Raw genomic sequence first — 23,229 nt, forward strand, 5'->3', positions numbered from 1 at the left:
TTGTGGTTATACCGGCGCGACCAGGTAGCGAATAGCCGGTGATGTTGTGCCCTGATGAAAAGCCAGAACGCGGCTCTGCAGCAGGAGGTCATTCATGGTGTGGCGCTCCTGCTGGCGCAGATGTTCAATCCAGGAGCCCATCAGGAAGGTCTCGATAAACAGGCCGGGACGCTCGATATCCTCGTACACCGCCCAGCTCATCGCCCCGGCGCGGCGGCGTACCCGGCGCAGCTCGTGGACCGCCTCCAGGAAGGCCTTCGCGTTGTGCGGGTCAATGATGTACTCGTGTGAGACCAGCACCGGGCCACGCTCGTTCGGCAGGTCGATCTCCACGCCGTCCAGCGGCTGGCCGCTCAGGTCGAGGTTTAATTCCGGGTCTTTCTCCAGCTTCCAGCGGAACACGGTGGCGCTTGCCAGCACCATCCCCAGCGTGGCGACAACCAGCGCGGTCGGGGTGCCGAACCGGGAGGCTATCTGCCCCCAGATGGCGCTGCCCGTGGTCATCGAGCCGAAGAACACCGTCAGGTAGACCGCCAGCGCGCGGGCCTTCACCCAGCGGGCAGCGCTGCGCTGCGCGCCGAGGTTCAGCGTCGAGAGCACCGCAATCCACGCGAAGCCGGTGAAGAACTCAAACAGGTTGAGCAGCCAGACGTGGCGCACGAACGCCAGCGCCAGCATGGTGAGGGCAAAGGTCAGGCTCGCGGCCACCATCAGCCGGTCGGCGTTCAGCCGCTGGCGCAGGCGCGGCAGCAGGATGGCCCCGGCAATGGCCCCCAGGCCAATGCACGCCAGCATCACGCCGTAGCCCGCCGGGCCTAAACCCAGCTCGCGGCGCGCCACCAGCGGCAGCAGCGCCCAGCCCGCGCTGCCGAAAACGAAGAACGCTACCGTGCGCACCAGCACGTTGCGCAGCACCGGCGCGGCGTGCACGTAGCGAATCCCGGAGCGCACCGCGGAGAAGAAGTGCTCCGGCGGCAGACGCTGTATGGACGGGGCCGGACGCCAGCGCCACAGCACCCACGCCACGCCGACCACGGACAGCGCGTTCAGGGCAAACACCATCCACGGCCCGGCGAACGACAGCAGGAAGCCCCCCAGCGCGGGGCCAATCGCCCGGCTAATGTTCACCCCGAGCGAGTTCAGCGCCACGGCGGCGCCCAGCTCCGGCTTGCTCACCAGATCGGGCACCACGGCCTGGAACGGCGGCGAGCTCATCGCCGCCCCCACGCTCAGCAGAAACGTCGCCACCAGCAGAACGGCGGGGGTGACGTGTCCGGTGAAGGAAAGCACCGTCAGCCCGGCGGCGGCGATGAACACCCACAGCTGGGAGAAGAGCAGGTATTTACGCCGGTCAACGATGTCCGCCATCACCCCGGACGGCAGGGCGAAGAGGAACATCGGCAGGCTGCTGGCCGCCTGCACCAGCGCGATATCCAGCGGGTCGGCGCTCAGGGTCAGCATGCTCCAGTTGATGCCGACGTCGCTCATCCATGAGCCGACGTTAGAGACCACCGTGGCGATCCACAGCATGCGGAACACCGGCTGGCTCAGCGGCTGCCAGGGAGAAACCGTCGATGCGGGCGTCGTCTCGACGTGTGCGTCGCGAACGTCGTTAACCTGGGTCATGCGAACCTCTCCGCTGCCTTACGCTGCAACCGCCACTGGCCCGGCCCGGTGAGGGCGAGAGTGGTGAAGATAATCAGCAGCAGCCAGCCAAACTGCCCTTCGGCAATCGACCAGTTCGGGTGGACCGCCAGCATCGCCACCAGCAGCACGGCGATAATCGGCAGGCACGCCAGGCGGGTGTAGACGCCCGCAATGATAAACAGCGGGCAAATCACCTCGGCGACAATCGCCGGGATCAGGCTGGCGTAAGGCCCGAAGCCGAACGGATCTTCAATGCGCGTCAGCTCTTCGCTGAAGTGCAGCACCTTCGGCAGGCCGTGCACGTAGAGCAGCAGCAGGCTGCCGGTCAGGCGCAGGAAGAACAGCCCCAGGTCGATCCGGGGCGGCATAGTGGTGTTTTTCATCAGAATGCAAAGCAGCTGCAGCCCAGCGCCCCCCAGAAAGCGTTATCGTCGGACACCGGCATCGCTGACGTGCGGGCGAAATCATGCTGGTGGCTGTGAACCCCGCACGGCCCGCTGCAGTGGTGGACGGCGCTCATACCCACGCGTGCGGCCTGCGGCGGCGCGCTGCGGTAGTGGCCAGGCACCTTGACCACCGGGGACCACTCGGGCAGGACCGGGATGGCCGGCGGCGCGAGCGGGCCAAAGCTGCCCGCGGCGTAGACGATGTGGCCGTTGACCACCGTGAGAACGGACTCGATGCCCTTGATCTCCTCTTCCGGCACGCGGAAGTAGTCTTTGCTCAGCACGGCCAGGTCGGCGAGCTGGCCGACTTTAATCTGTCCCTTCTGGTTCTGCTCGCTGGAGAACCACGCGCTGCCCTGGGTCCAGAGCATCAGGGCGGTATCGCGGTCCAGACGGGCGCTGTGATCGTACATCTGCATCCCGCCGACGGTGCGGCCGGAGACCAGCCAGTAGAGCGCGGTCCACGGGTTGTAGCTCGCCACGCGGGTGGCGTCCGTCCCTAAGCCCACCGGTACGCCGGTCTCGAGCATTTTCGCCACCGGCGGCGTATGGCGGGTGGCTTCGATGCCGTAACGCTCGGCAAAGTACTCGCCCTGGAAGGCCATGCGGTGCTGGACGGCAATGCCGCCGCCGAGCGCTTTGATGCGGTCGATGTTGGCCTGTGACACGGTTTCCGCATGGTCGAAGAACCAGTGCAGGCCGTTGAACGGAATGTCGCGGTTCACCTTCTCGAAGACGTCCAGCATGCGGCTGATGGATTCGTTATAGGTGGCGTGCAGGCGGAACGGCCAGCGGTGCTCCACCAGATGGCGCACCACGCGCTCCAGCTCGTCCTCCATGCCCGGCGCGAGGTCCGGGCGCGGCTCGAGGAAGTCTTCAAAATCGGCGGCGGAAAAGACCAGCATCTCGCCCGCGCCGTTGTGGCGGAAGAAGTCGCTGCCCTGGCCCGGCGTGAGCATGTCGGTCCATTTTTCAAAGTCTTCCAGCTCGTGGCCCGGACGCTGGGTAAACAGGTTGTAGGCGATGCGGATGGTCATCTGCTTTTTCTCGTGCAGCTCGGCAATCACCTCGTAATCTTCCGGGTAGTTCTGGAAGCCGCCGCCCGCGTCGATGGCGCTGGTCAGCCCCAGACGGTTCAGCTCGCGCATGAACTGGCGGGTGGAGTTAACCTGCTGCTCCAGCGGCAGCTTCGGCCCTTTGGCCAGCGTAGCGTAGAGGATCATGGCGTTCGGACGGGCGATCAGCATCCCGGTCGGGTTGCCGTTGGCGTCGCGCTGGATCTCGCCGCCCGGCGGGTTTGGCGTGTCTTTGGTGTAGCCGACCACCTTCAGCGCGGCGCGGTTGAGCAGGGCGCGGTCATACAGGTGCAGGATGAAGACCGGGGTGTCAGGCGCGGCGTCGTTAATTTCGTCCAGGGTCGGCATGCGGCGCTCGGCAAACTGGAACTCGGTCCAGCCGCCCACCACGCGCACCCACTGGGGCGACGGCGTGCGCAGGGCCTGCTCTTTCAGCATCCGCAGGGCGTCGGCCAGCGACGGCACGCCTTCCCAGCGCAGCTCGAGGTTGTAGTTCAGCCCGCCGCGGATCAGGTGCAGGTGCGAGTCGTTGAGGCCGGGGATGGCGGTGTGGCCTTTTAAGTCGACCACTTTGGTGCCGTCGCCGTGGTGCTGCATCACCTCGGCGACGGTACCCACTTCCAGAAATTTTCCGTCGCGCACGGCAACGGCTTCCGCGACAGGATTCTCGCGATCGACGGTGTGAAACTGGCCGTTAACCAGAATGAGATCGGCTTTACCGAGGGTAACCATAACTGCTCCTGACTGAGAGGGGAATGGTCAGGATTATGGGAACCGGTTTCGGCAAAGATCCAGTTATACAATAGGATAGGTATACCAAAGTATAACTATACCTAAGGTTAACTATACGAAGAGATAATTACGCGCGGAGAAGGAAAACCGCAGGATGAGGGTGACTTTATCGCCGTGGCACTCGCGGCGATTTCTACCCTTAACCACTGGAAAATGCTATGACCTCTTCAAAGCTCGAAGTGTTAACCCCTGCGAACTGTCAGATCATCTTTATCGATCACCAGCCTCAGATGGCGTTTGGCGTGCAGTCTATTGACCGTCAGGTGCTGAAAAACAACACCGTGGCGCTGGCGAAAGCGGCTAAGGTGTTCAACATTCCAACCATCATCACCACCGTTGAGACCGAAAGCTTCTCCGGCAATACCTATCCTGAGCTGCTGGACGTGTTCCCGGGCCAGGACGTTCTGGAGCGTACCTCCATGAACTCCTGGGACGACCAGAAGGTGCGCGACGCGCTGAAGGCCAACGGCAAGAAGAAGGTGGTGGTTGCCGGTCTGTGGACCGAAGTGTGCAATAACAGCTTCGCCCTCTGCGCGATGCTCGAAGGCGACTACGAAATTTATATGGTGGCGGACGCGTCCGGCGGCACCTCCAAAGAAGCCCACGACTACGCGATGCAGCGCATGATCCAGGCGGGCGTGATCCCGGTGACCTGGCAGCAGGTGATGCTGGAGTGGCAACGCGACTGGGCGCGTAAAGAGACCTATACCGCGGTAATGGACATCGTGCGCGAGCACTCCGGCGCGTACGGCATGGGCGTGGATTACGCCTACACCATGGTGCACAAAGCGCCGTCTCGCCAGAAGAGCGAGCACCGCACCTTAGCGCCGGTCCCGGCTCGCTAAGTTCCGCTGGCGGGCTGGTCCCTCATCCGGCTCGCCGCTGCCTCTTTCTCTGGAGTTCACAATGAGTACAGGGCTGATATCCCTTGCGGCAGGCGTGTTGATTGGCCTGATGTATGCCGTGCTGAAGGTGCGCTCCCCCGCGCCGCCCGCGCTGGCGTTGATTGGCCTGCTGGGGATGCTGGCGGGTGAACAGGCGACGCGTCATCTGTTATCCCGGGACGGCGCGCCTCCTCCTCAGGTGACCGTGCCGGAGGCTAAATCGCAGACGGGAGCGTCCTCATGAAGGCATGGATAATTTCGCTGGTGTGCGGCGTGGTTGCTGGGGTAATTTACGCCCTGCTCGACGTTCATTCCCCGGCACCGCCGGTTGTCGCCCTGCTTGGCCTGTTCGGCATGCTGGTGGGCGAACAGCTCATCCCGGTGGGACGACGTTTACTGAGTCGCGAACCGCTCACCCTCGCCTGGTTTCGTCACGAATGCGTACCGAAAATCAGCGGCTCGGCGCCCCCTGCGCCCGCGAAGGACGATCGCGACGTATAATGATTTTTTAGAGGAAAGACAGCATGACGCTGCCGTGGCGCATTGCCATCATTGATGACGAACGTTCCGTCCGCAGCGGGCTGAGTAATCTCCTGGAGTCGGAAGGGTATTCGACCGATACGTTTGATTCGGCAGAGGTATTTCTGAGCCATCCGCTTGCCCTGTCCGGCGCGGCGCTGGTGATCACCGACATCAAGCTGCGGGGCATGAGCGGCCTGGAGCTGTTTGAAAAGCTGCGCCTGCTGGCCGTACCGCCTCCGCCCGTGCTCTTTATCTCCGGTCATGCTGATGAAAATATGCAGCGGTACGCTCTCGGTCTGGGCGCCGCTGCTTTTTTGCGTAAGCCCATTAACATCGATATTCTGCTGGGTCATATTCAGCGGGAGCTGGCCCGCCGACAATAAGGATCGCGGATGAACGAAAACGAGCAGCCTGCATTCTGGCCCGCCCAGGGGAATCTTCACCAGGGGCGGGTTTTTGTCCTTAAAGAGGATGTGATTTTTACCGTGCTGGCGCAGGAGGGCGGAATCGCCTGGATGCACGCGCGACATCCTCATTCCGGCGGCTCATTTATTATCGCCACCGCGGTCAGCGACGAAGAGGAAGAGCGGGCCACCCGGCTGCTGAAAAACGAGTTTGCGCTGCGTGACGCGCTGCAGGACAGCTGGGCCATTCGCGCCGTCGCATCCACCCAGTACCGGGGGCGCTTCGCGCTGGTGTATGCGCCGTTTGCGTTTGAGCTGCTGGCGCGGCGCGCGGGCAGGGCGATCTCGGGTATCACGCGCTTTATCGAGATGGCGATTCAGATCTGCGTTCCCCTGCGCCAGATGCATCTGCAAAACCTGATCCACGGCGATATCAAGCCCGGCAGTATTTTTGTTCATCACGATGCCACCTGCCGTCTGGGCAGCTTTGGCCTTTCCAGCAGCCTTTCCGATGCCGTCACCCAGACCCGGCTTGCCGTTTCAGGCGGTACGCCCGCCTGGATGTCTCCAGAGCACACCACCCGCACCCAGCGCCCCGTCGACAGCCGCAGCGATCTCTACAGCCTCGGCATGGTGCTGTATGAACTCCTGACCGGACGCCTGCCGTTTGAACTGGGAGAGGACGAGCAGACCAACTGGGCGCACTACCATATTGCCTCGGCGCCGCTGGCCCCGGATGCGATCCGCCCGGACGTGCCGGGAATGCTGTCGACCATCATCCTGAAGCTGCTGGAAAAGAACCCTGATAACCGCTACCAGACGGTCGACGGGCTGATTGCCGACCTCCGCCGCTGTCAGGCGACGTTAACCTGCGAGGGCGAGATCGTCGCCTTTACCCCCGGTCAGCAGGATCGCACTCCGGCGATCCATCTGGCGGACTCCCTGTTCGCGACGCATCCGCAGGCGAATGATGTCGTTGCCGCGTTTGAGCGGGTGGGGCAGAGCCTGGTCCCAGAGCTGGTGACGATCGGCGGGCCGTCCGGGATCGGCAAATCCTCCATTATCGCGACGGCGCTTAAAACGCTGCAGCAGCGTACGGTGCTGCTGGCGGTGGGCAAAGTCGATCAGTTTTCACCGTCGTTGCCTTACGGCGTATTAAGCTCCGCGTTCCGCACCCTGACGCTGCACCTGCTGGGGCTGCCCGCAAACGACGTGGCGAAGTGGAAAATCCGCCTGTCTCGCGCCCTGGAGGGACACGAGGCGCTGGCCGTCAGCCTGGTGCCCGAGCTGGGACTGCTGCTTGAGAGCAAGCCGCGCTTCTCGACGGATACGTTTTCCATTGATGCCCGGGCGCGCTTCAGCCATATGGTGCTGGCGCTGGTGAAGACCTTTGCCTCGCAGGGCTGCCCGCTGGTGCTGGTGCTCGACGATCTCCAGTGGAGCGACGCTGCCAGCCTGCACACGCTCAAATATCTGCTGATGAACTGCGGCGCTATCCCGCTGCTGGTGGTCGCGGCCCACCGGGATATCGGCTCTGTGACCGACGCCTCCCTGCAGGCGCTGCTGGCAGGCCTGCCGGAGGCGGCGCAAAACGCGAGCGAGATTGTTCCGCAGGCGCTTTCCGTGAAAGCGGTGGCGCGCTGGCTGGCGACGGTATTTCGCACCCGTAGCGCGGCGACGGCCGATCTCGCCACGCTGATCCACGAGAAGACCGGGGGTAACCCGCTCTTTGTGCACGAGTTTTTCCGCCGTATCGTTGATGACGGGCTGGTGGTACACAACAAATATCAGGACAAGTGGCATTACGATCTGCAGGCGATCCGCGCCCGGCATTACACCGAAAACGTGGTCACCCTGGTGCTGGAGCAGCTCGAAGAACTGCCCGACGAGACGCGTCGCCTGCTGGGCAGCATCGCCTGCCTTGGCGGCACGGGCGAGATGGAGATGGTCTGCCGCGTGGTCGGCATGTCGATGGCAGAAATGCGCTATGCGCTGCACCCGGCGGTGATGGCCCAGCTCATCGTGCTGACGGAAAAAGCGTATTCCTTCACCCACGACCGGGTACAGGAGGCCGCCTTCGCGCTGCTGGATCGGCATGAGAAAAGCCATATTCACCTGACGACTGCCAGCCTGCTGGCCGACGCCGCGCGCCAGGCGGCCGGGAACGAACTGCTGTTCCGCGCCGTTCACCACGTCACGGCCGCGCTGGACAGCATTCAGCCCGCGCCGCGCGCCAGGCGGCCGGGAACGAACTGCTGTTCCGCGCCGTTCACCACGTCACGGCCGCGCTGGACAGCATTCAGCCCGCGCCGCAGCGCCAGATGTTCCGCGAGCTGAGCCTGCTGGCCGCGCGGCGCGCGAAGCGCTCGGGAGATTCCCCGTCGGCACTCAGCTATATCCAGACCGCCAGAGCGCTGGGCAACGCCGGGACGGTGTCGGACTTTATGCTCGATATCGAAGAGGCGGGCTGCGAGTTTGCGCTGGGGCACCTGGAGCGGACCCGCGAGCTGTGTGACGCCATCCTCGGCTGCCCCGGCGGGCTGACCGAAAAGGCGCTGGCGGCCAACCTGCTGGTGGAGGTGTACATTCGCCAGTCGGACAGCCGTCTGGCGCTGGAGGCGGCGCTCTGCTGGCTGGGGGTCTTTGGTATTAAGATCGGCCGCTATCCGGAAGATGCCGACTGCGACGAGGCCTGGGTGCTCTTTTGCAACCGCACGGCAGACGCGCCGCAAAACCTGTTTGCCCAGCTGTCGCGGATGGATAACCCTGAAACCGAAGCGGTGATGAACCTGCTCTACAGCGCCAGCATTTGCGCCAGCTTCATCTGCCCGCGCCTGCACTTTTTACTGCTCTGCCGCATGATGCACCTGACCCTCGACCACGGCATTACCGGCGCGTCCACCACGGCGATGGCCTGGTTTGGCGTGCTGATTGGCCACCGCTACGCCGAGTACCGCCTCGGGTTCCAGTACGGCACGCTGGCCCGCGAGCTGGTGAATCGCCACGGCTACGATGCGTTCGAAGCCAAAACCCTGCTGCCGCTCGACCAGCTCAGCGTCTGGACCCAGCCTTTGTCGTTCACCATCGAGTGCGCGAAAGCCTGTTTTACCTCAGCGGTGACCCACGGGGATATGACGATGGCCTGCTTTGCGGCCTGCCACCAGGTGATTAACTTCCTCTCGCGGGGCGATCACCTGGACGGGGTGCTGACCAGCATCGATCGCGGCCTGGCGTTTGTGCGTAAAACCCACTTCCAGGACGTGGAAACCATTTTGATGGTTCAGCGCGGGTACGTTGAGTTCCTGCGCACGCCGGTCATCGGCACCTGGACCGCGTCGCAGGTGCTGCCGGAGGCGCTGCTTCCCGCGTCGCCGGAGCAGGCCCCGGAGCAGACCTCCACCATGCTGTTCTGGTACTGGCTCTACCGCGGTATGGCCCACTTTACCTGCGGGGAGTATGCCGACGCGCAGGCGGATCTGGAGATGGCGGGGAGGTACGCGTGGTCTGCGCCGGGGCACATCCATCTGCTGGATTACCATCTTTACAGCGCGCTGGCGCTTTCCCGTCAGCTGACGCCGGAGACCTTCTCGGCGAACCACCGTCGCAGCATTCACGCCCACTATGACAAAATCGCCCTCTGGGCGCGCGTTAATCCCGGCACGTTCGCGGATAAAGAGGCGCTGATCTACGCCGAAATCGTGCGTCTGGACGGGATGAACAGCATTGCGCTTGAGCAGTATGAGAAGGCGGTCCGGCTCTCCCGCGAGGGCGGGTTTAACCCGATCAACGCCCTTGCCCACGAGCTGGCGGGGCGCTTTGCGCTGGCCTGCGGCTATCCGACTGCCTCGGACGCCCACTTCCGCGGCTCTATTGCCGCCTGGGGTCGCGCGGGCGCGCAGGCCAAGGTGCGCCAGCTGGAGCAGGATTTCCCGCACCTGCTGGCCTCCGGGCAGGCCAGCGCCTACGACACGGTGGCGTTCGCCCAGAACGAGACCATCCGCGATCTCCAGAGCGTGATCAAAGCATCCCGCGCGCTGTCGGAAGAGATTAATCTTGAGCGCCTGATCGAAAACCTGATGACTATCCTGCTCGAACGCGCCGGGGCGCAGCGTGGCCTGCTGCTGCGCGTGAGCGATAACCTTATTCCTGAGATCGAGGCCAGCGCCTGGACCAGCACCGAGGGCGTGCGGGTGCGGATCCTGAAAGACGTGCCGACGGCGACCGACCTGCCGCTGTCGGTGCTGGCGGCGGTGATCCGCACCGGGCAGGAGATCCGCACCGGCAGGCCGGAGGAGTTCCATCCCTTCAGCCAGGACCCTTATCTTGTGACCTCGGGGGCGGCGGTTATGTGCGTTCCGATGTTCAAACAGGCGCGGCTGGTGGGCGTGCTCTATCTCGAAAACCGCCTGATGCCGGAGGTCTTCACCGCCGAGCACTCGCGCGTGGTGAGCCTGCTGGGCGCGCAGGCAGCGGTATCCCTGGAGACGGCGCGGCTGTACGCCGAGCTGCTGGCGGAGAACATCCAGCGCCGCCGGGTGGAGAAAGAGCTGCGATCCAGCAAGACCTCGCTGATGCTGGGCGAGCAGATCAGCCACACCGGCAGCTGGCGCTGGGAGCTGGAGCAGGATCTGATGTATGTCTCGGAAGAGTACGCCCGCATTCTCGGCCTGCCCGAGCAGCAAAAGATGATCTCCATGGCGGAGTTTTTGACCTTCGTCCATGAGGACGATTACGCCCGCATCAGCGCCATCGTCACCCAAAGCGTGCGCGAAGGTCTCTCCATGCGCGCGGAGTTTCGCGTCAAGCGTCCCGATGGCTCGACGCGCTACATCCTCGGAATTGGCGATCCGGTGGGCGTGGGCAGCGAGGTGAACGAGTACTACGGCATTATCACCGATATCACCAGCCAGCGCGCCGCGGAGGATGCCATGCGGGTGGCGCAGGCGGATCTGGCGCGGGTGTCCCGGGCCACCACCGTCGGACAGCTGACCTCCTCCATCGCCCATGAGATCAACCAGCCGCTGATGTCGATCGTCTCGAACGCCGGAGCGAGCCTGCGCTGGCTCAGCCGCGAGCCCGCCCGGCTGGATAAAGTGCGGGAAGGGCTGGAGGAGATCGCCGCGGAAGGCGCGCGGGCGGGGGAGATCATTCGCAGCATTCAGTCCCTGACGCGCAAGCAGGATCCCACCTTCTCGCGCATCGATCTGCACTATCTGATCCACCATATCATCGCGCTTTCGCGCAGCGAGCTGGAGCAGCGACACATAAGCGTTGATTATCTGTTGAAAGCCAGCGACAGCTTTATCACCGGCGATAGCGTGCAGATCCAGCAGGTGCTGTTGAATCTGGTGATGAACGCGGTAGAGGCGATGGCCGAGGTGAAGGATCGCGCCTGCACCATTACCCTCAGCACCGCCAACGCGGACGGGAAAGCGATCGTCGAGATTGCCGATACCGGCAGCGGCATTGAGCCCGAGCGGCTGGAGCAGATTTTTGACTCGTTCTATTCCACCAAGCCACAGGGAATGGGGATGGGGCTGACCATCAGCGCCAGCATCATCGAGCGCCACTGCGGGAAGCTGAGCGCGCGCCGCCGGGAGCCGTACGGCACTGTGTTTGCGTTTGCGCTGCCGCTGGCGGCGCAGGAAGGGTAAACGTTACTCCGCAGGCTGGCTTTTGGTCAGGCGCTCAACGGCCCTGACCAGCTCTGCCACAGAGCGCACCTGCATTTTCTCCATCACGCGGCGGCGGTGCACCTTCACCGTGATCTCGCTAACGCCCAGCTCGGCGGCAATTTGCTTGTTCAGCATGCCGCTTATCGCCAGCGTCAGCACCTCGTGTTCGCGCGGGGTGAGGGACATATGGCGCTGCTTCAGGGCGTAGTGCTCTTTATTGCGCACGGCGTTGTGTTCCGCCAGCTGAAGCGCGGATTCAATGGCGTCGATAAGCGCGTTAGATTCGACGGGCTTGGTGAGGAATTCGTACGCGCCGCCTTTAATGGCGCGCACCGACATCGGGATGGTGCCGTGGCCGGTGAGAAAAATAATCGGGATCTCGCGCCCGCTATCCTTAAGGGCGTCAGCCACCTCAAAACCCGAGATGGTGGGCATTTGCATATCAAGAACCACGCACGACGGGAGCTCTTCAAAGCGGTACTGAAGAAACGCTTCTGCCGATGAAAAGCCGACGGCGTTTAGGCCTGCCGATTCCAGCAGCCCAATCACGGACTGCCTGACTGCGTCATCGTCATCTACAACATACACAATGTGTTCCATTCACCGCCCCGGTGCTGATTGACATGTCGAGGATGCAAACAATCACTACGGCGACGTAAGAGACTGTTTATGCTGACTTTCATCTTAACACATTAACTATCATTATCATTTAACAATATGATAACCGTATGAAGTATAGCGAGCCGGGGCGGGAGTGGTGAAGGAACGAAACGCGTGCAACATGGGCAGTATGCCCCAGCGCCCTCGTTATTTGTCGGTGAGGACTTTGATCGGTAAAACAGGCTACACTCTGGTTTTGAGCGCTAAATGCTGAGGACATAACAATGCACTACACACTGAAAGAGAGCGACAAGGATAAAGCTGAAGGGTCAAACGGCGCGGGCGCTCTGCAGCAAAAACTGCTGGAGTCTCGTTCGATTGTGATCTCCGGTGAGATCAATCAGGAGCTGGCGCAGAAAGTGATCACCCAGATGATCCTGCTGCAAAGCGTCAGCAACGATCCGATCAAGCTGTACATCAACAGCCAGGGCGGCCACGTGGAAGCGGGCGACACCATTCACGACTTCATCAAATTCATTCGCCCGGAAGTGCACGTTATCGGCACCGGCTGGGTGGCGAGCGCCGGGATAACCATCTTCCTGGCAGCGAAAAAAGAGCACCGCTACTCGCTGCCGAATACCCGCTTTATGATCCACCAGCCGCTGGGCGGCGTGCGCGGTCAGGCAACGGATATTGAGATCGAAGCGCGCGAGATCATCCGCATGCTGGATCGCGTGAACAAGCTGATCGCTGACGCCACCGGCCAGCCGCTGGAAAAAGTGAAAAAAGACACCGACCGCAACTTCTGGATGTCTCCGGCAGAAGCGCTGGACTACGGCATCGTGGGCAAGCTGATCACACATTATGACGAGCTGAAGCTGGATTAAGGTTTTATCGCCGTGTACGTGTCGGGTGGCGGCTTCGCCTTACCCGACCTACGCCGGACCTATCGTACCTCGAACACCACCACCATCCAGTTCGTTCGCGTGCCTGGCGGAAACGCCGGGTAAGGATCGAGCCGTGTGCATGCCCCCTCCCAGATGTATGTATCCTCACCAATGCGATACCAGTGCGCGTTGCCTTCCACCGCATCCCCCATCACCGCAGCCTGCACCGTCAGTTGGCTTCCCGCAGAGAGTTCACACGCCACGGGCGAGAATACCGAGGGGCTCTGTTTACGCGTGTAGACCGCTGTTGTGGTCTTAACAGAGCCAGTGACCGGCAGTTCAGTGAAATCGCTCATTTTAGACCTCATGACAGTTCTCTCTTAACGTAACGATATAAGCCGCTGTAAATATGGCGATCACGATAAAGCGTGAAACTGTCAGAATGTGTCATGCGGAAGTCTGAAAGGCACCCGTTGAGCGGGTGCCTGGAGGATTACTTAATTCTGGGCTGCGATGCTGATAAGTTCGTAGATTTTTTTTGCCCCGGCATTTGATTGAGTCAGTTCAATATTATGTTTCTGGCCATTCTTCATATGCAGGACAATTTTTTTATTAAAGGATCCTTTTATGACTACGCTACTGACTTCTCTGAAGCGGGCGTAGAAAGTTTCATACAATTTTCCCAACACGCAATAAACACCGTCATCAGTTAATACCACACCATGATCCCCTTGGCCGAAAACCGTTTCGTCGTAGTAGAACAGGATCGCATCTTCCGTGAGAGGAGGCAGCGATTGACGATGACTTGCCGCCTGGACGAAATTGCTTATTTTTTTCGCGTTGAGATTGTCGTAGCGGTAAAAATTGTGGTCTTTGTTCGTCGCATACTGTGTTAATTCACCCCCGGCTGGTTTGTGCTCCAGCGCTGGCAAGGTTTGCTGTGGCTGTTGTGGTGTTGTTATCGTTGCCTCCGATACGGAACCAACCATAGAGGCACCAACAGCTCCCATCCCCGGAAGTGTCTGTGAGGTCACGCTATGTTGAATGGTGGTAACAGTTCGGGTGTAAGCGTTGACATGGCTCCCGCCTCGCATATGCGATGATACGTTTTGCGGGGTTTTGACCACGGTCTGCACCGGGGTCAGCACGGTTCTGAATGCCGCGCGTAGGGATGCCACAATCGAGACGATCAGAAGTGCGATAAGTGGGACCGAAAGCCACATAATTGAAAAATAGAAAATACTTTGCTTAGTGTTGGTTGCCAGCTGCGTTAACCTGGAACAATAAAGCCCTGCAGTTATCACGTACACGACACCACAAGCGATAGTGGCAGCCATGTTGCTCTCCCCGTCCATTGCCATTTCCTGGATAACGGGAAAGAGCAAACATCCATAGAGAACAGCGCTAAAGAGCGCATCGGGAAGTAATGTTTTTATCGTCTCAAAGGCTTTTGCAATATTGTAGAAGATCCACAGAAGTAACAATATCCAGCCAATGACAGGAATAGCTGCGGCGATAGCCATAAGTATCATGCTGACGATCATACTGCCAAGAATATTGCCTAAATGCCCTTCCGAAATAAGATACCAGATAAAATACAGGAAGGAACCGGCGAGAACGGCCGGGAAGGCGACCACAACGCTTGCAGGTATAAAGAAAACGAACCCGCCAAAGATAAGTAATAACAAAAAGCAAAGGCCAGGCCCATTATTGTCAGGTGTTGAGTTTGCTTCAGCGTCTATAGACATATTAGTGATCTGCCTGCGGGTTAATGATAGGGAATGGAATAAATGGCCTTGGTGTAAGCAAACTGAGAGGTAAAGGCTGTTTGGTCTTTCCGTTAACTAACGCCAGTGACGTCAGGCGCAGCGTGAGATTGCTTTCGCAATAATGCTCGCCTTCGGCGAAAGCCGTTTGGTATCGCGTGGCATCAGAATCGCCGAATGGCTCTACCTGCAAAGTATCATGAGCTACAAGGTTATTTTTTGCATCAACGAGGTCAAAGCCTATCTCTAACGAACCGACGCTTTCCATGCCACTGTCCAGCGTGAAAGTGGCGCTGCACATCCCTTGATTTGCCCAGACGGTGTTTGAGTGCCAGATCTCAATCGCATGAGATGGAGCAGCGAATAAAAGACATGCGAATACTGTGCTACAGTGTAAGTAACGGCTCATCATATTTTACCATCCTGAAAATGATGTATTAATCAACATAACCGTATGTTGCATCATCACCGGTGTCCGCTTCTTTTACGAGGCCTTGACCGCGATATTCATTAGGTAAAAACCCCCCATTAGTGCACTCTTTTTTCATGATGAGCTTTTGGTTTTTATATACTTTCAGGCCGGTATAATTCCATCCTTTTCCCGTACCGCTATAAACAACATAGCTGTAGTTGCCATTGATGAAACGATAATAATAAGCGCCTCCACCCGAGAACGTCATTTCACCCAGGCGAACCTGCGTTTTGTCTCCCTTATTTTGGGGGAGAGTCATTTCTACTTTTTCAAGTGAGCCGTAATAATAAGTAGGAACATCGTGCTCTAGACGGACGATAACGTATTTTCCGTTCGTGAGTTCGCAGTTGAAAATAAGTTCAGGCTCAGGCGGTGCAGCATGAACGCTTGGAATTGTCGCCAGAAGGGTCAATAATCCAGCAGAGAGTAATTGAGATTTCATCGTTATTTTTCCTTAGCAGGTAAAGCAGCCGGTAACCCGGCTGCTATTTTATTATTGTGAAGCCAGTGTTTCTTGTAATTCATTCAGCTGTCCCTGCAGCTTCTGCAGTTCCATCTGTTTTTGCAATTCGGAAACGCTTGGTTTGTTTTGCGCCTCCTTCATATTTTTTTCCAGGTCTGCAACTTGCTTTTGAGCATCAGCCCGGCCAGCTGTTTTTTTCTTCAACTGGGCGAGCAGATTGTTCATCGACTTTTGCAGTTCTTGCTGCGATTTTTGTTTACTGGCTACGTTGGCATTGCTCAGTGCTTTCTCTTTTTCAATCGCATCATTCACCGCTTTGAACTCTTTATTCAGTTCCTGATCGTATTGCAGCGTTTTTTGTTTATCTTCAACGCGCTTATCCCAGGTGCCGGAGTAGTTGCAGTTAAATTTGGTAATAATGCTGACATCACCGGTTGTCGGGTCACAATCTCGCGCGTTAGTGGCACAGCCGGCTAATATGAGGGCGCTGAGTGCAAGAAAAATATAACGCATTGCTATTCCCCTCAACCGACTTTCAGCGCGGTGCGCTGGGTATAGAGGCTATCGAGCTCGCCCTGCAGAGAGCCAATTTTGTCGCGCATCAACGCTATCTCGCTATCCAGATTTTGGGTATCACTGCCGGATTTGCTCATGTCTGCAGAAACGTCCTGCCACTGCTTCTCATGTTTTTTCATGTCGGTGATGGTGCCACGAAGGTAAGCAATGTTGGCGTCCACTCCTTTAATTTGCTTCTGTACGGCGTCTTTTTTCACCGTGTTTGCAGCCATATCTTTTTCTATTTGAGCGAGGGTCTTTTTATCAGAGTCGATAACCGATTTTGCAACGCTGGTTGCGTTCTGAATGCGTTTGTTTTCGGCTTCAACATCCTTAATCGTTGCGTTTAACTGCAGCTCTTTGGAGGCGTATTTTTTGCGCTGATTATCCAGATAGGCGTTAGCCCCCATACCCACACCGCAACCGGCGATAGCGGCGGCGGCCATACATACTGCTTTGTTGCTGGAGTTACTGACAGCGCAGGCCAGTGCGCCGATTACCGCGCCGCCAGCACAGGCCTGCCAGCCTGATTTATTGAAAAACTCAACATCCTGATTATTGGCAAGGCGCGGGTCGACGCCGCCACTACTTCCCGTACTGCCATTCTGGCACCCCGCCAGAAATACCATCATTCCTGCTATCACCGCTGTGCGAATAACCTTTAACATTCCATTCTCCTGAACTATTTAATTATTTTTTTTACATGAATTAAGCCACGCCTCGCGCGCAACTTTTCCATCTTTCCAGTACCCTTGAAGGTTCTTCCAGTAGGTATCGAGATAACCGTTAAGGTTGGTTTTTCCGCGTGCAGCCATCTGTTGCAACACGACAGCGACCTGCGGTTCGATGAGGGGTTTGTCATAGGTTGTGCCCATGTCTACCAGAGTGTCAGCATAATAACTGCTAATAAAATCAAGGGCTTTTTGATGTTGACCAAGCTGTTCCTGACGGCGGGAGCAATTAGCATCAAGCTGGCTGCCAGCGGCACAGGTTTTGGTAAAGAGCTGGTTGAGACGATCGTAAAACTCGCCGTCATCTTTCATTTTTGTGCACAAAAAGGCGCCCAACTGTAACGATGTGCGTATTGCCTGATCCCGTTGTTCATCCCGAAGCTGGCTATTTGCGCGCAGCTCACCGCGCAGTTGCTCAAGTTGTTTCTTCAGTGCGTCATCCTGGACTTTTGCCGAGATAGCATTCAGGTTTTTTAGCGAATCATCAGCTTTGCCTGCAGGTGTCTCCTTTTTACCCGTGCCTAATGATTGCCACTCTTTTTCAATCTCTTTCACCCGCTCGCGTGATGTCAGGGTTGTGGAAACTAAAACCAGACGAACACCGGTGCTTTTGGTTGTATTCTCGCCTGCATTGGCATAGTACGGCTCTTCTCCACGCAGTGAACTGCGGATATCCGCCTGAGGAGTCATATAACTGCCCCCCCGAACGACATAGCCCCCAGCCTTACCATGCAGGCGATCGAGCTTGTTCAGGCGGAACGGGTCAAACATCATCTCTGCTGCGTTGCCCAGTATGTCGTGCAATCCGAGCGGGTTAGGTTTCAGCAGGCCGGTAAGCTGAAGTTTTCCATTTGCAGACTGTGCCCCCGCAAACCAGACATAACCGTTTAATCCTTCAGGCATCGGGAAGTGGCGATCGCGGAACTCTGCGGGGGAAACCGCGAGCCCGCCGCGTGCGGCAAACTCCCACTCGGTTTCTGTCGGAAGCCGTAAAAATCCCGCCTGACCATCATCTTCAGGCAGTGCAGAAAGTTTTTCTTTTCGTAACCACAGGTTGTATTGATTTGCGAATACCATGGCATCCATCCAGCCAATACTCACCTTCGGTAAACGTCCTTTCATATCCGTCGTCGGGCATTCCCCAGAAAGTGCGCGATACTGCAGGTCGCTCAGTTCATATTTGGCCATCAGGTAATAACGGCCCTTACCACCCTTCTCCGGGAAACTGCCTGCAATGTGTTCCTGGCGAGATTGTTCAACGTATCCCCAGTCGTCGCCTTCTTGCCCCAGCGTGATGTTGTAATCTTCCAGCGGTTTATTCAGCGGGATAGCGACTTTGCGAAATGCCATGGCACCGTCGCACGGCATAGGCAATATCACGTCATCGGCCAGAGGTTTTGGGTTCCAGAACTTTTCATCCCAGGTGGCATTAGCCGCCCAGGCGTACCCGAGTCCAATGATAGCCAGGCTCATCGCCAGTTTAGATTTCACGTAAACTCTCCGCAGGTTCGATTTTCAGTGCGCGCAGTGCTCCGATAGCGGCCACGCCTAACGCCACGGCAAGGACACAGAGCAATGCTGCGATAAAATGAAGGGGGTCAAGGTGACAGACGAATGCCTGGTCCGGTAAAGAACTGCCCAACACATGGTTGAACAATGCACTGCCCAGCAGGTAGATGATCACACCCAGTCCGTATGAGACGCCGGTCAAACACAGCGCCTGAATAATAATAAAAAGCGTCACAGAGCGACGGCGAAAACCCAGAAGGCGCAGCACGGCCATATCTTTGCGCTTACGATCAATGTTGGCGATGAAGGCACCGACTAACGAGGCGATGCACCCTGATGCAGAGATCCAGGCAATCACGCCAAAGATAATACCCAGCACTCGGTCGATGGCACGCACAGACTCAATTTGAGCTGACTGAGTGATAGCCTCAATGTTTTGCGTCTCCAGCCACCGCGCGAGGAGTGAAACGTCATCTATCGAACTGGCATAGATACGTGCCCTTGAATAGCGGGTTCTCTCTCTGAACGGCTTGCCATCGCTGACCCCCAGCAAGGGAACCTGAAAGCCATCGCGGTAGTCTTCCAGAGCAACAAGCAAAGGCAATGTAATAAAGGCACCTTGACGTGAAAATTTTGCGTCATCCAGCACGCCGGTAACGGTTAAAGCGAACGTGGCGCGTTGGTTTTTCCCTTCGCTTTTTCGGCTCACCATCAGGCGCAGGATATCTCCTGTCTGCACGCCAAGGCGGCGTGCCGCACTGGCGCTGAGTACGGTATCGCTGTCTTTGACCGGAGCTCTGACATCCTGCAAAAGAGGATCGCCTTTGGCCGTCGGGATCACTTCAGCACCCGGGACAAAGTGTTGCCCGTCTCGGACCAGATCGGCCTGAGTGTTCAGCGAACGAGTCAACGGAATCGAAAATCCGACTTCTGAACGGCGGGCGAGCTTATCAAGCCAGGCAAAATCATAATTACCATTACCCGTCATACGTACTTCCCGGGTGCGAGGGTCGTCGAGAAGCTGATGGCGAAGCTGGCTGACAATGCCATTCTTCAAGCCGAACAGCAGCAATAACGGTGCGATAACGGCAATCAAAGAGAAGATGATGCACAGCGCGACCTTGCGATCGTGAATGAGATCGCGCAGAGCCATACGGCACAGCAGGGTGCCTGACGCTGGCATATCAGCTGGGTAAGAAGACACTTTTTCCCTCTCCGGTCACGGCCTGATATCGGTCAATCCCAAAATGTGTCACGCGCTGCCAGTCGTGGCTCACAATGATGGCTGCCATATCCAGTGAGCGCACCAAACCGATCATCAGGTCAAACAGCCGGTCTGCATTATCAGGATCCAGCGCCGCAGTCGGTTCATCGGCAAGGAGTAAGCGTGGCTGGTGGGCAATCGCACGGATGAAGGCAACGCGCTGGCGCTCGCCGATAGAAAGCCGGGAAGGCATTCTTGTCAGCAGCGGCCGCACGCCCAGGGTGTCGATGGCCTTATCGAGCCAGGCTGACTGTAGGCCAAGTCCTGCCAGCCTGCGAACCAGAGTGATGTTTTCTATCACGGGTAACCAGGGCAACAAGCCGCCGTGCTGTAGCATAAACCCAAGCTCGCGTGCGCGAAGCGCGGCCAGGGCAGGCTCGTTTTCAGCCATGAGCGGTATTGAAATATCGCGACCGGCGAGCCGGTACTCGGCAAGATGCGCTGGGCGGAGGATCGCCCCTATCATCTCCAGAAGCGTGCTTTTACCGCACCCGCTAGGCCCGGTTAGAGCGACCACCTCTCCCTTTTTCAACGAGAGGTGCGGGAGGGCGACGCTATAGCCATGCGTCCCGCCCCGGCTGATCTCCATATCGCGGATCCTCAACATCAGGGCAGGTTCTCCAGAGGTACCGGATAAACGTTATCGCGTGGGTCGCTATCGGGCGCTAATGCCACCCAACGGTCTACATCCTGGTTGTAGCGTTGATAGTAATTAAGCTTGGTGTTCAGCCTGCGGATAAAACGCTCCTGCTCAAGGCCATCCCAGCTTTTCCAGGTTTCTTCATCCAGGCTCAATACTTCACTGAGGTAAGGTAAGCTCTCGATATATTCACCGAGCAGTCCCATCTCTCCGAGGCGGGTCGCATTTTTCCCTTTCGCCTGGTTTGGATCGTTGCCCATGGTTGCCGCCAGAGAACGCAGACTGGCAAACATGTCATCCGGAGAAATCATCCCCTCATTGGCGGCATTGACGATCTTCTTCATGACATCGCTCAGATCGCTGAGCTCGCTTTTCGTGAGCAGTACGCGCACCTCGGTCGCCGGGATGTTTTGGTCAATCAGATCGCGGTCGCTTATCCATGACTTGAATACCGGTGGTGCCGTGGTGCCTTGCTTTTCACCCAGATAGGCAAGACGCATTGCCTTACTTAACTTGTCGGCATCACTGAGCAGGGGATCTTCTTTCTTACCGGCATATTTAGGGCTTGCCCCCAGCGCACTCCCCGCCGTTTCTTCGCCGCTCCAGGCTGTTTTAATCTGGCCGGTAATGGCATTCGCCAGCTTATCGACCATACTACCGAAGCTATTTACATCACCTGAATCAATAGGATAGTAGAGCGGTTTGTGCAGGAATGGATTTAACGTCAGTTCCTGATACTGGGCTTCAGCAGAACTGTGATTTTTCTTACCGTCAGAGGTTTTCAGATGTAACGCATACAGCGCAACGCCACGATAGGCGGCTTCCTGACGCACCTGGGCGGCATCCAGATGGGTTGACGAGAGCTTATCTGTGCCATCAAGCGCGCCTGCGTCAGTAATCAGTACAACGTAGCGGGCGCCAAACTGCGTCCAGTCCACTTTGTCCAGCGCTGTCATGACCCCGCCGTAAGCATCTTCATCAACCTTGCTGCTGGAAACGGTAGCCTGCTTCAGGTCATGTACTTTAGCGAGGAAGTCTTTACCATCTTTAACGGTATTGGGGTCGACATACATCTTGCTGTCGTATTCAAGACCCGGAACCGCTTTCACGCTGGAGCGAAAAGCTACCAGGCCAAACTTGACCTGATCCTGTAAGTGTTCCTTCTCGATCCTCTTGTAGATCTTATCGATCGCCTCTTTGGTGCGATCGATATACGGCCCCATCGAGATGGTGGAGTCGATCACAAAGACAACCGAGGCGGAGAACCCTTTCATCATGTTCTTTTCATCAGCAGCGGACGCGGCCTTTTTTGCGGGCGACTTTTCGCTGACGGAGGCAACGTTGAGTACACGTACCTGGAAGCCGGTATCGGTAAACACATCATCTGAGCCAAGAACAGGTAAGAGATAAAAGTTTTTTAACTGATCCACCATGTAATCAGGCTCGCGTGCCAGAACCTGCGGGACCGGTTTATGGCTGCTCAAACTGTTGAGCATTGGTTGCAATGTTGCCGCAGGGTTTTTGCTGTTCAGAAGAGACTCAACGTCGGATTTCTCTTTAAAGAACAGCATCGGGTGACGGCCAGCAGGATTGGTAAACGCCAGCGTCAGCTGCATTTTCCAGTCAACGGTGCAGGAGGATTTCATCCAGCCAGCGGTATGACCAAAGCTGTCCGGCCCAACCTGCAGCCACGTGTCCTGACCCTGCGTTGTCCTTTGGTAAACATAGAATCGACTAAAGGCCGGCTGCTCTTTACCTGCTTCACCTGCTTTGGCGGACAGCTGGCAGCCTGGGTAAGTCAGTACCCGCTGGAATAACGCATGTTTACCTTCCTGCAAAAGCGGCTGTTTACCCGCGGCACAGACGGGGGATGCCAGCGTTGCGGCACACACCAGGCTACTGAACCAATGCATGTATTTCATTATTTATCCTATTTCTTCAGCTCAGCTAAACGGGCTTTGGCCTCGTTATTCTGCGGATCCTGATTTACAACCGACTCATACCAATACGCCGCTGTCTCTGCGTCAGGATTGAAGCATCCCCCAGGTTTTGCGGTTTTAGGGTCATATTCTTGTGCATAACGAACGGCCATCTGCGTATCGCCGGACTGGGCTTTATAGGCGTAAAGGCGCTGAGCGATATCGCAATGTTTTGCCGCTTTCGCTTTTGCGATGACTTCCAGCAGTTGTGCACCACTTGGCTGGCTACGCAGGCACCCTTTAACGAACGCCATTTCATTGCCGCTCGCCATTTGTTCATCACCACACGGCCCGGTAGTTTTCGCGACGGGTGCGGGAGGTGCCGCTGGAATTGCAGGCTCTGGCTTACGGGTAAACCACCACCCAGCAGCGGCCAGCAGGAGCAATAGAATGGCTAATCCTGCAAATAACGGCAGCTTGCTTTTCGGCTTCTGCGGCAGTTGAGATACAGGCTTTTCTGCGACAGGTTCTAAAACGACAGGTTCCGGTTCTTGAACGGACATCGGCTGCACGATGGGGGTATCATTCAGCGTCTGTATATTTTCCGGGAGTGGGTTTTCACCACCGGCCTGGGAGCTAAGTAGCCCTTCAGCGATGGTCAGAATCCCCATATCCTTATTACTTCCATCTTTGATGGTGATGCGATAGGCCGCCTGGCGGTTAGCGAGTAGTGGATCGATCAGAGAAGGGCCGACCTGAACGCAGGGCGTCTCCTCATTTTGTATCAGTGGAGGGAGGGCGAGGAAAATCTCGCCACTGACCCAATCACCGTGGCTGTCCAGATACAGGCGATCCTGATTACGTACTACCGAGATTGTGACGCCCTCGGCATCGCCTTTCCAGCCTTTCAACAAGAGTAATGCGAATCCTGGTTGTATAGGGGTCAGCGTCTTAAGTTCAGGTTTGATCACGTCCAG

General features: G+C 57.7%; 20 protein-coding genes and 1 pseudogene. 6 read left to right on the forward strand and 15 right to left on the reverse strand.

Going from position 1 to position 23,229, the window contains the following annotated elements; translation table 11 throughout:
- Positions 1 to 6: 6 nt before the first annotated feature.
- The 3 genes from AB3N39_RS02580 to AB3N39_RS02590 are packed head-to-tail and all read right to left on the reverse strand — an operon-like array spanning position 7 to position 3,901.
- Positions 7 to 1,626 carry an MFS transporter gene (locus AB3N39_RS02580; RefSeq protein ID WP_367897044.1) on the reverse strand — a complete coding sequence of 540 codons (1,620 nt, stop codon included), beginning with the start codon at positions 1,624 to 1,626 and terminating at the stop codon, positions 7 to 9.
- Entirely contained in the window at positions 1,623 to 2,030 is a 408-nt protein-coding gene (locus tag AB3N39_RS02585) for a DoxX family protein (protein WP_058648446.1), read from the reverse strand. The genes AB3N39_RS02580 and AB3N39_RS02585 overlap by 4 nt, the downstream gene beginning before the upstream one ends.
- Entirely contained in the window at positions 2,030 to 3,901 is a 1,872-nt protein-coding gene (locus AB3N39_RS02590; protein ID WP_367897045.1) for an amidohydrolase, read from the reverse strand. Before AB3N39_RS02590 ends, AB3N39_RS02585 begins: the two co-directional genes overlap by 1 nt.
- Positions 3,902 to 4,119: 218 nt before the next feature.
- Between AB3N39_RS02590 and AB3N39_RS02595 the strand changes: the two genes are divergently transcribed.
- The 5 genes and pseudogenes from AB3N39_RS02595 to AB3N39_RS02615 all read left to right on the forward strand — a co-directional run bounded on the left by AB3N39_RS02595 (position 4,120) and on the right by AB3N39_RS02615 (position 11,425).
- Entirely contained in the window at positions 4,120 to 4,806 is a 687-nt protein-coding gene (locus AB3N39_RS02595; protein ID WP_133293695.1) for a hydrolase, read from the forward strand.
- Positions 4,807 to 4,867: 61 nt separating this feature from the next.
- On the forward strand, positions 4,868 to 5,089 hold the full coding sequence (locus AB3N39_RS02600) for a DUF1427 family protein (RefSeq protein ID WP_133293696.1): 222 nt from the start codon (positions 4,868 to 4,870) through the stop codon (positions 5,087 to 5,089).
- Positions 5,086 to 5,346 carry a XapX domain-containing protein gene (locus AB3N39_RS02605; protein WP_111964146.1) on the forward strand — a complete coding sequence of 87 codons (261 nt, stop codon included), beginning with the start codon at positions 5,086 to 5,088 and terminating at the stop codon, positions 5,344 to 5,346. Before AB3N39_RS02600 ends, AB3N39_RS02605 begins: the two co-directional genes overlap by 4 nt.
- Positions 5,347 to 5,369: 23 nt before the next feature.
- Complete coding sequence (locus AB3N39_RS02610) at positions 5,370 to 5,750, forward strand: response regulator transcription factor (protein WP_133293698.1); 381 nt, start codon at positions 5,370 to 5,372, stop codon at positions 5,748 to 5,750.
- A gap of 9 nt (positions 5,751 to 5,759) precedes the next feature.
- Positions 5,760 to 11,425: pseudogene (locus AB3N39_RS02615) on the forward strand (ATP-binding protein).
- A 3-nt stretch (positions 11,426 to 11,428) separates the two neighbouring features.
- On the opposite strand, the gene AB3N39_RS02620 reads toward AB3N39_RS02615, so the two are convergent.
- On the reverse strand, positions 11,429 to 12,046 hold the full coding sequence (locus AB3N39_RS02620; protein ID WP_111964143.1) for a response regulator transcription factor: 618 nt from the start codon (positions 12,044 to 12,046) through the stop codon (positions 11,429 to 11,431).
- Positions 12,047 to 12,330: 284 nt separating this feature from the next.
- Here AB3N39_RS02620 and AB3N39_RS02625 point away from each other — a divergent pair, with 284 nt between their 5' ends.
- Entirely contained in the window at positions 12,331 to 12,933 is a 603-nt protein-coding gene (locus tag AB3N39_RS02625; RefSeq protein WP_008501342.1) for an ATP-dependent Clp protease proteolytic subunit, read from the forward strand.
- 59 nt (positions 12,934 to 12,992) lie between these two features.
- Here AB3N39_RS02625 and AB3N39_RS02630 read toward each other — a convergent pair whose 3' ends face one another.
- From AB3N39_RS02630 to AB3N39_RS02680, 11 genes are all read right to left on the reverse strand, one after another.
- Positions 12,993 to 13,301, reverse strand: coding sequence for an SH3 domain-containing protein (locus tag AB3N39_RS02630; RefSeq protein WP_367897046.1), 309 nt, complete (start codon positions 13,299 to 13,301; stop codon positions 12,993 to 12,995).
- A 129-nt stretch (positions 13,302 to 13,430) separates the two neighbouring features.
- On the reverse strand, positions 13,431 to 14,681 hold the full coding sequence (locus tag AB3N39_RS02635; RefSeq protein ID WP_367897047.1) for a hypothetical protein: 1,251 nt from the start codon (positions 14,679 to 14,681) through the stop codon (positions 13,431 to 13,433).
- 1 nt (position 14,682) lies between these two features.
- On the reverse strand, positions 14,683 to 15,111 hold the full coding sequence (locus tag AB3N39_RS02640; protein ID WP_127729460.1) for an IrmA family protein: 429 nt from the start codon (positions 15,109 to 15,111) through the stop codon (positions 14,683 to 14,685).
- Positions 15,112 to 15,136: 25 nt separating this feature from the next.
- Positions 15,137 to 15,613: a hypothetical protein gene (locus AB3N39_RS02645; protein ID WP_367897048.1), complete on the reverse strand. Its 477-nt coding sequence runs from the start codon at positions 15,611 to 15,613 to the stop codon at positions 15,137 to 15,139.
- Between the two features lie 51 nt (positions 15,614 to 15,664).
- Positions 15,665 to 16,147 (reverse strand): hypothetical protein, encoded by a 483-nt coding sequence (locus AB3N39_RS02650; protein ID WP_367897049.1) that lies wholly within the window; start codon positions 16,145 to 16,147, stop codon positions 15,665 to 15,667.
- 11 nt (positions 16,148 to 16,158) lie between these two features.
- Positions 16,159 to 16,857, reverse strand: coding sequence for a hypothetical protein (locus AB3N39_RS02655; protein WP_133293703.1), 699 nt, complete (start codon positions 16,855 to 16,857; stop codon positions 16,159 to 16,161).
- An 18-nt stretch (positions 16,858 to 16,875) separates the two neighbouring features.
- A complete protein-coding gene (locus AB3N39_RS02660) occupies positions 16,876 to 18,411 on the reverse strand; it encodes an SUMF1/EgtB/PvdO family nonheme iron enzyme (protein ID WP_367897050.1) in 1,536 nt (511 codons plus the stop codon).
- Positions 18,401 to 19,582, reverse strand: coding sequence for an ABC transporter permease (locus AB3N39_RS02665; RefSeq protein WP_232057367.1), 1,182 nt, complete (start codon positions 19,580 to 19,582; stop codon positions 18,401 to 18,403). Before AB3N39_RS02665 ends, AB3N39_RS02660 begins: the two co-directional genes overlap by 11 nt.
- 31 nt (positions 19,583 to 19,613) lie before the next feature.
- Positions 19,614 to 20,300 (reverse strand): ABC transporter ATP-binding protein, encoded by a 687-nt coding sequence (locus AB3N39_RS02670; RefSeq protein ID WP_136195670.1) that lies wholly within the window; start codon positions 20,298 to 20,300, stop codon positions 19,614 to 19,616.
- Positions 20,300 to 22,255, reverse strand: a complete 1,956-nt coding sequence (locus tag AB3N39_RS02675; RefSeq protein WP_133293705.1) for a vWA domain-containing protein — start codon at positions 22,253 to 22,255, stop codon at positions 20,300 to 20,302. Before AB3N39_RS02675 ends, AB3N39_RS02670 begins: the two co-directional genes overlap by 1 nt.
- An 8-nt stretch (positions 22,256 to 22,263) precedes the next feature.
- Positions 22,264 to 23,223: a hypothetical protein gene (locus AB3N39_RS02680; RefSeq protein ID WP_252093360.1), complete on the reverse strand. Its 960-nt coding sequence runs from the start codon at positions 23,221 to 23,223 to the stop codon at positions 22,264 to 22,266.
- Positions 23,224 to 23,229: the final 6 nt, after the last annotated feature.

Origin of the sequence: Enterobacter vonholyi (genome assembly GCF_040834095.1) — a bacterium.
In the GTDB taxonomy this organism is placed as follows: domain Bacteria; phylum Pseudomonadota; class Gammaproteobacteria; order Enterobacterales; family Enterobacteriaceae; genus Enterobacter; species Enterobacter vonholyi.

What these genes read in the sequence shown, in the direction of transcription:
- AB3N39_RS02595 (WP_133293695.1), top strand. Translation starts at nt 4,120, where the DNA reads ATGACCTCTTCAAAGCTCGAAGTGTTAACCCCTGCGAACTGTCAGATC.
- AB3N39_RS02600 (WP_133293696.1), top strand. Translation starts at nt 4,868, where the DNA reads ATGAGTACAGGGCTGATATCCCTTGCGGCAGGCGTGTTGATTGGCCTG.
- AB3N39_RS02620 (WP_111964143.1), bottom strand. Translation starts at nt 12,046, where the DNA reads ATGGAACACATTGTGTATGTTGTAGATGACGATGACGCAGTCAGGCAG.
- AB3N39_RS02650 (WP_367897049.1), bottom strand. Translation starts at nt 16,147, where the DNA reads ATGCGTTATATTTTTCTTGCACTCAGCGCCCTCATATTAGCCGGCTGT.
- AB3N39_RS02585 (WP_058648446.1), bottom strand. Translation starts at nt 2,030, where the DNA reads ATGAAAAACACCACTATGCCGCCCCGGATCGACCTGGGGCTGTTCTTC.
- AB3N39_RS02670 (WP_136195670.1), bottom strand. Translation starts at nt 20,300, where the DNA reads ATGTTGAGGATCCGCGATATGGAGATCAGCCGGGGCGGGACGCATGGC.
- AB3N39_RS02625 (WP_008501342.1), top strand. Translation starts at nt 12,331, where the DNA reads ATGCACTACACACTGAAAGAGAGCGACAAGGATAAAGCTGAAGGGTCA.
- AB3N39_RS02630 (WP_367897046.1), bottom strand. Translation starts at nt 13,301, where the DNA reads ATGAGGTCTAAAATGAGCGATTTCACTGAACTGCCGGTCACTGGCTCT.
- AB3N39_RS02655 (WP_133293703.1), bottom strand. Translation starts at nt 16,857, where the DNA reads ATGTTAAAGGTTATTCGCACAGCGGTGATAGCAGGAATGATGGTATTT.
- AB3N39_RS02665 (WP_232057367.1), bottom strand. Translation starts at nt 19,582, where the DNA reads ATGGCTCTGCGCGATCTCATTCACGATCGCAAGGTCGCGCTGTGCATC.
- AB3N39_RS02635 (WP_367897047.1), bottom strand. Translation starts at nt 14,681, where the DNA reads ATGTCTATAGACGCTGAAGCAAACTCAACACCTGACAATAATGGGCCT.
- AB3N39_RS02590 (WP_367897045.1), bottom strand. Translation starts at nt 3,901, where the DNA reads ATGGTTACCCTCGGTAAAGCCGATCTCATTCTGGTTAACGGCCAGTTT.
- AB3N39_RS02675 (WP_133293705.1), bottom strand. Translation starts at nt 22,255, where the DNA reads ATGAAATACATGCATTGGTTCAGTAGCCTGGTGTGTGCCGCAACGCTG.
- AB3N39_RS02605 (WP_111964146.1), top strand. Translation starts at nt 5,086, where the DNA reads ATGAAGGCATGGATAATTTCGCTGGTGTGCGGCGTGGTTGCTGGGGTA.
- AB3N39_RS02645 (WP_367897048.1), bottom strand. Translation starts at nt 15,613, where the DNA reads ATGAAATCTCAATTACTCTCTGCTGGATTATTGACCCTTCTGGCGACA.
- AB3N39_RS02640 (WP_127729460.1), bottom strand. Translation starts at nt 15,111, where the DNA reads ATGATGAGCCGTTACTTACACTGTAGCACAGTATTCGCATGTCTTTTA.
- AB3N39_RS02610 (WP_133293698.1), top strand. Translation starts at nt 5,370, where the DNA reads ATGACGCTGCCGTGGCGCATTGCCATCATTGATGACGAACGTTCCGTC.
- AB3N39_RS02580 (WP_367897044.1), bottom strand. Translation starts at nt 1,626, where the DNA reads ATGACCCAGGTTAACGACGTTCGCGACGCACACGTCGAGACGACGCCC.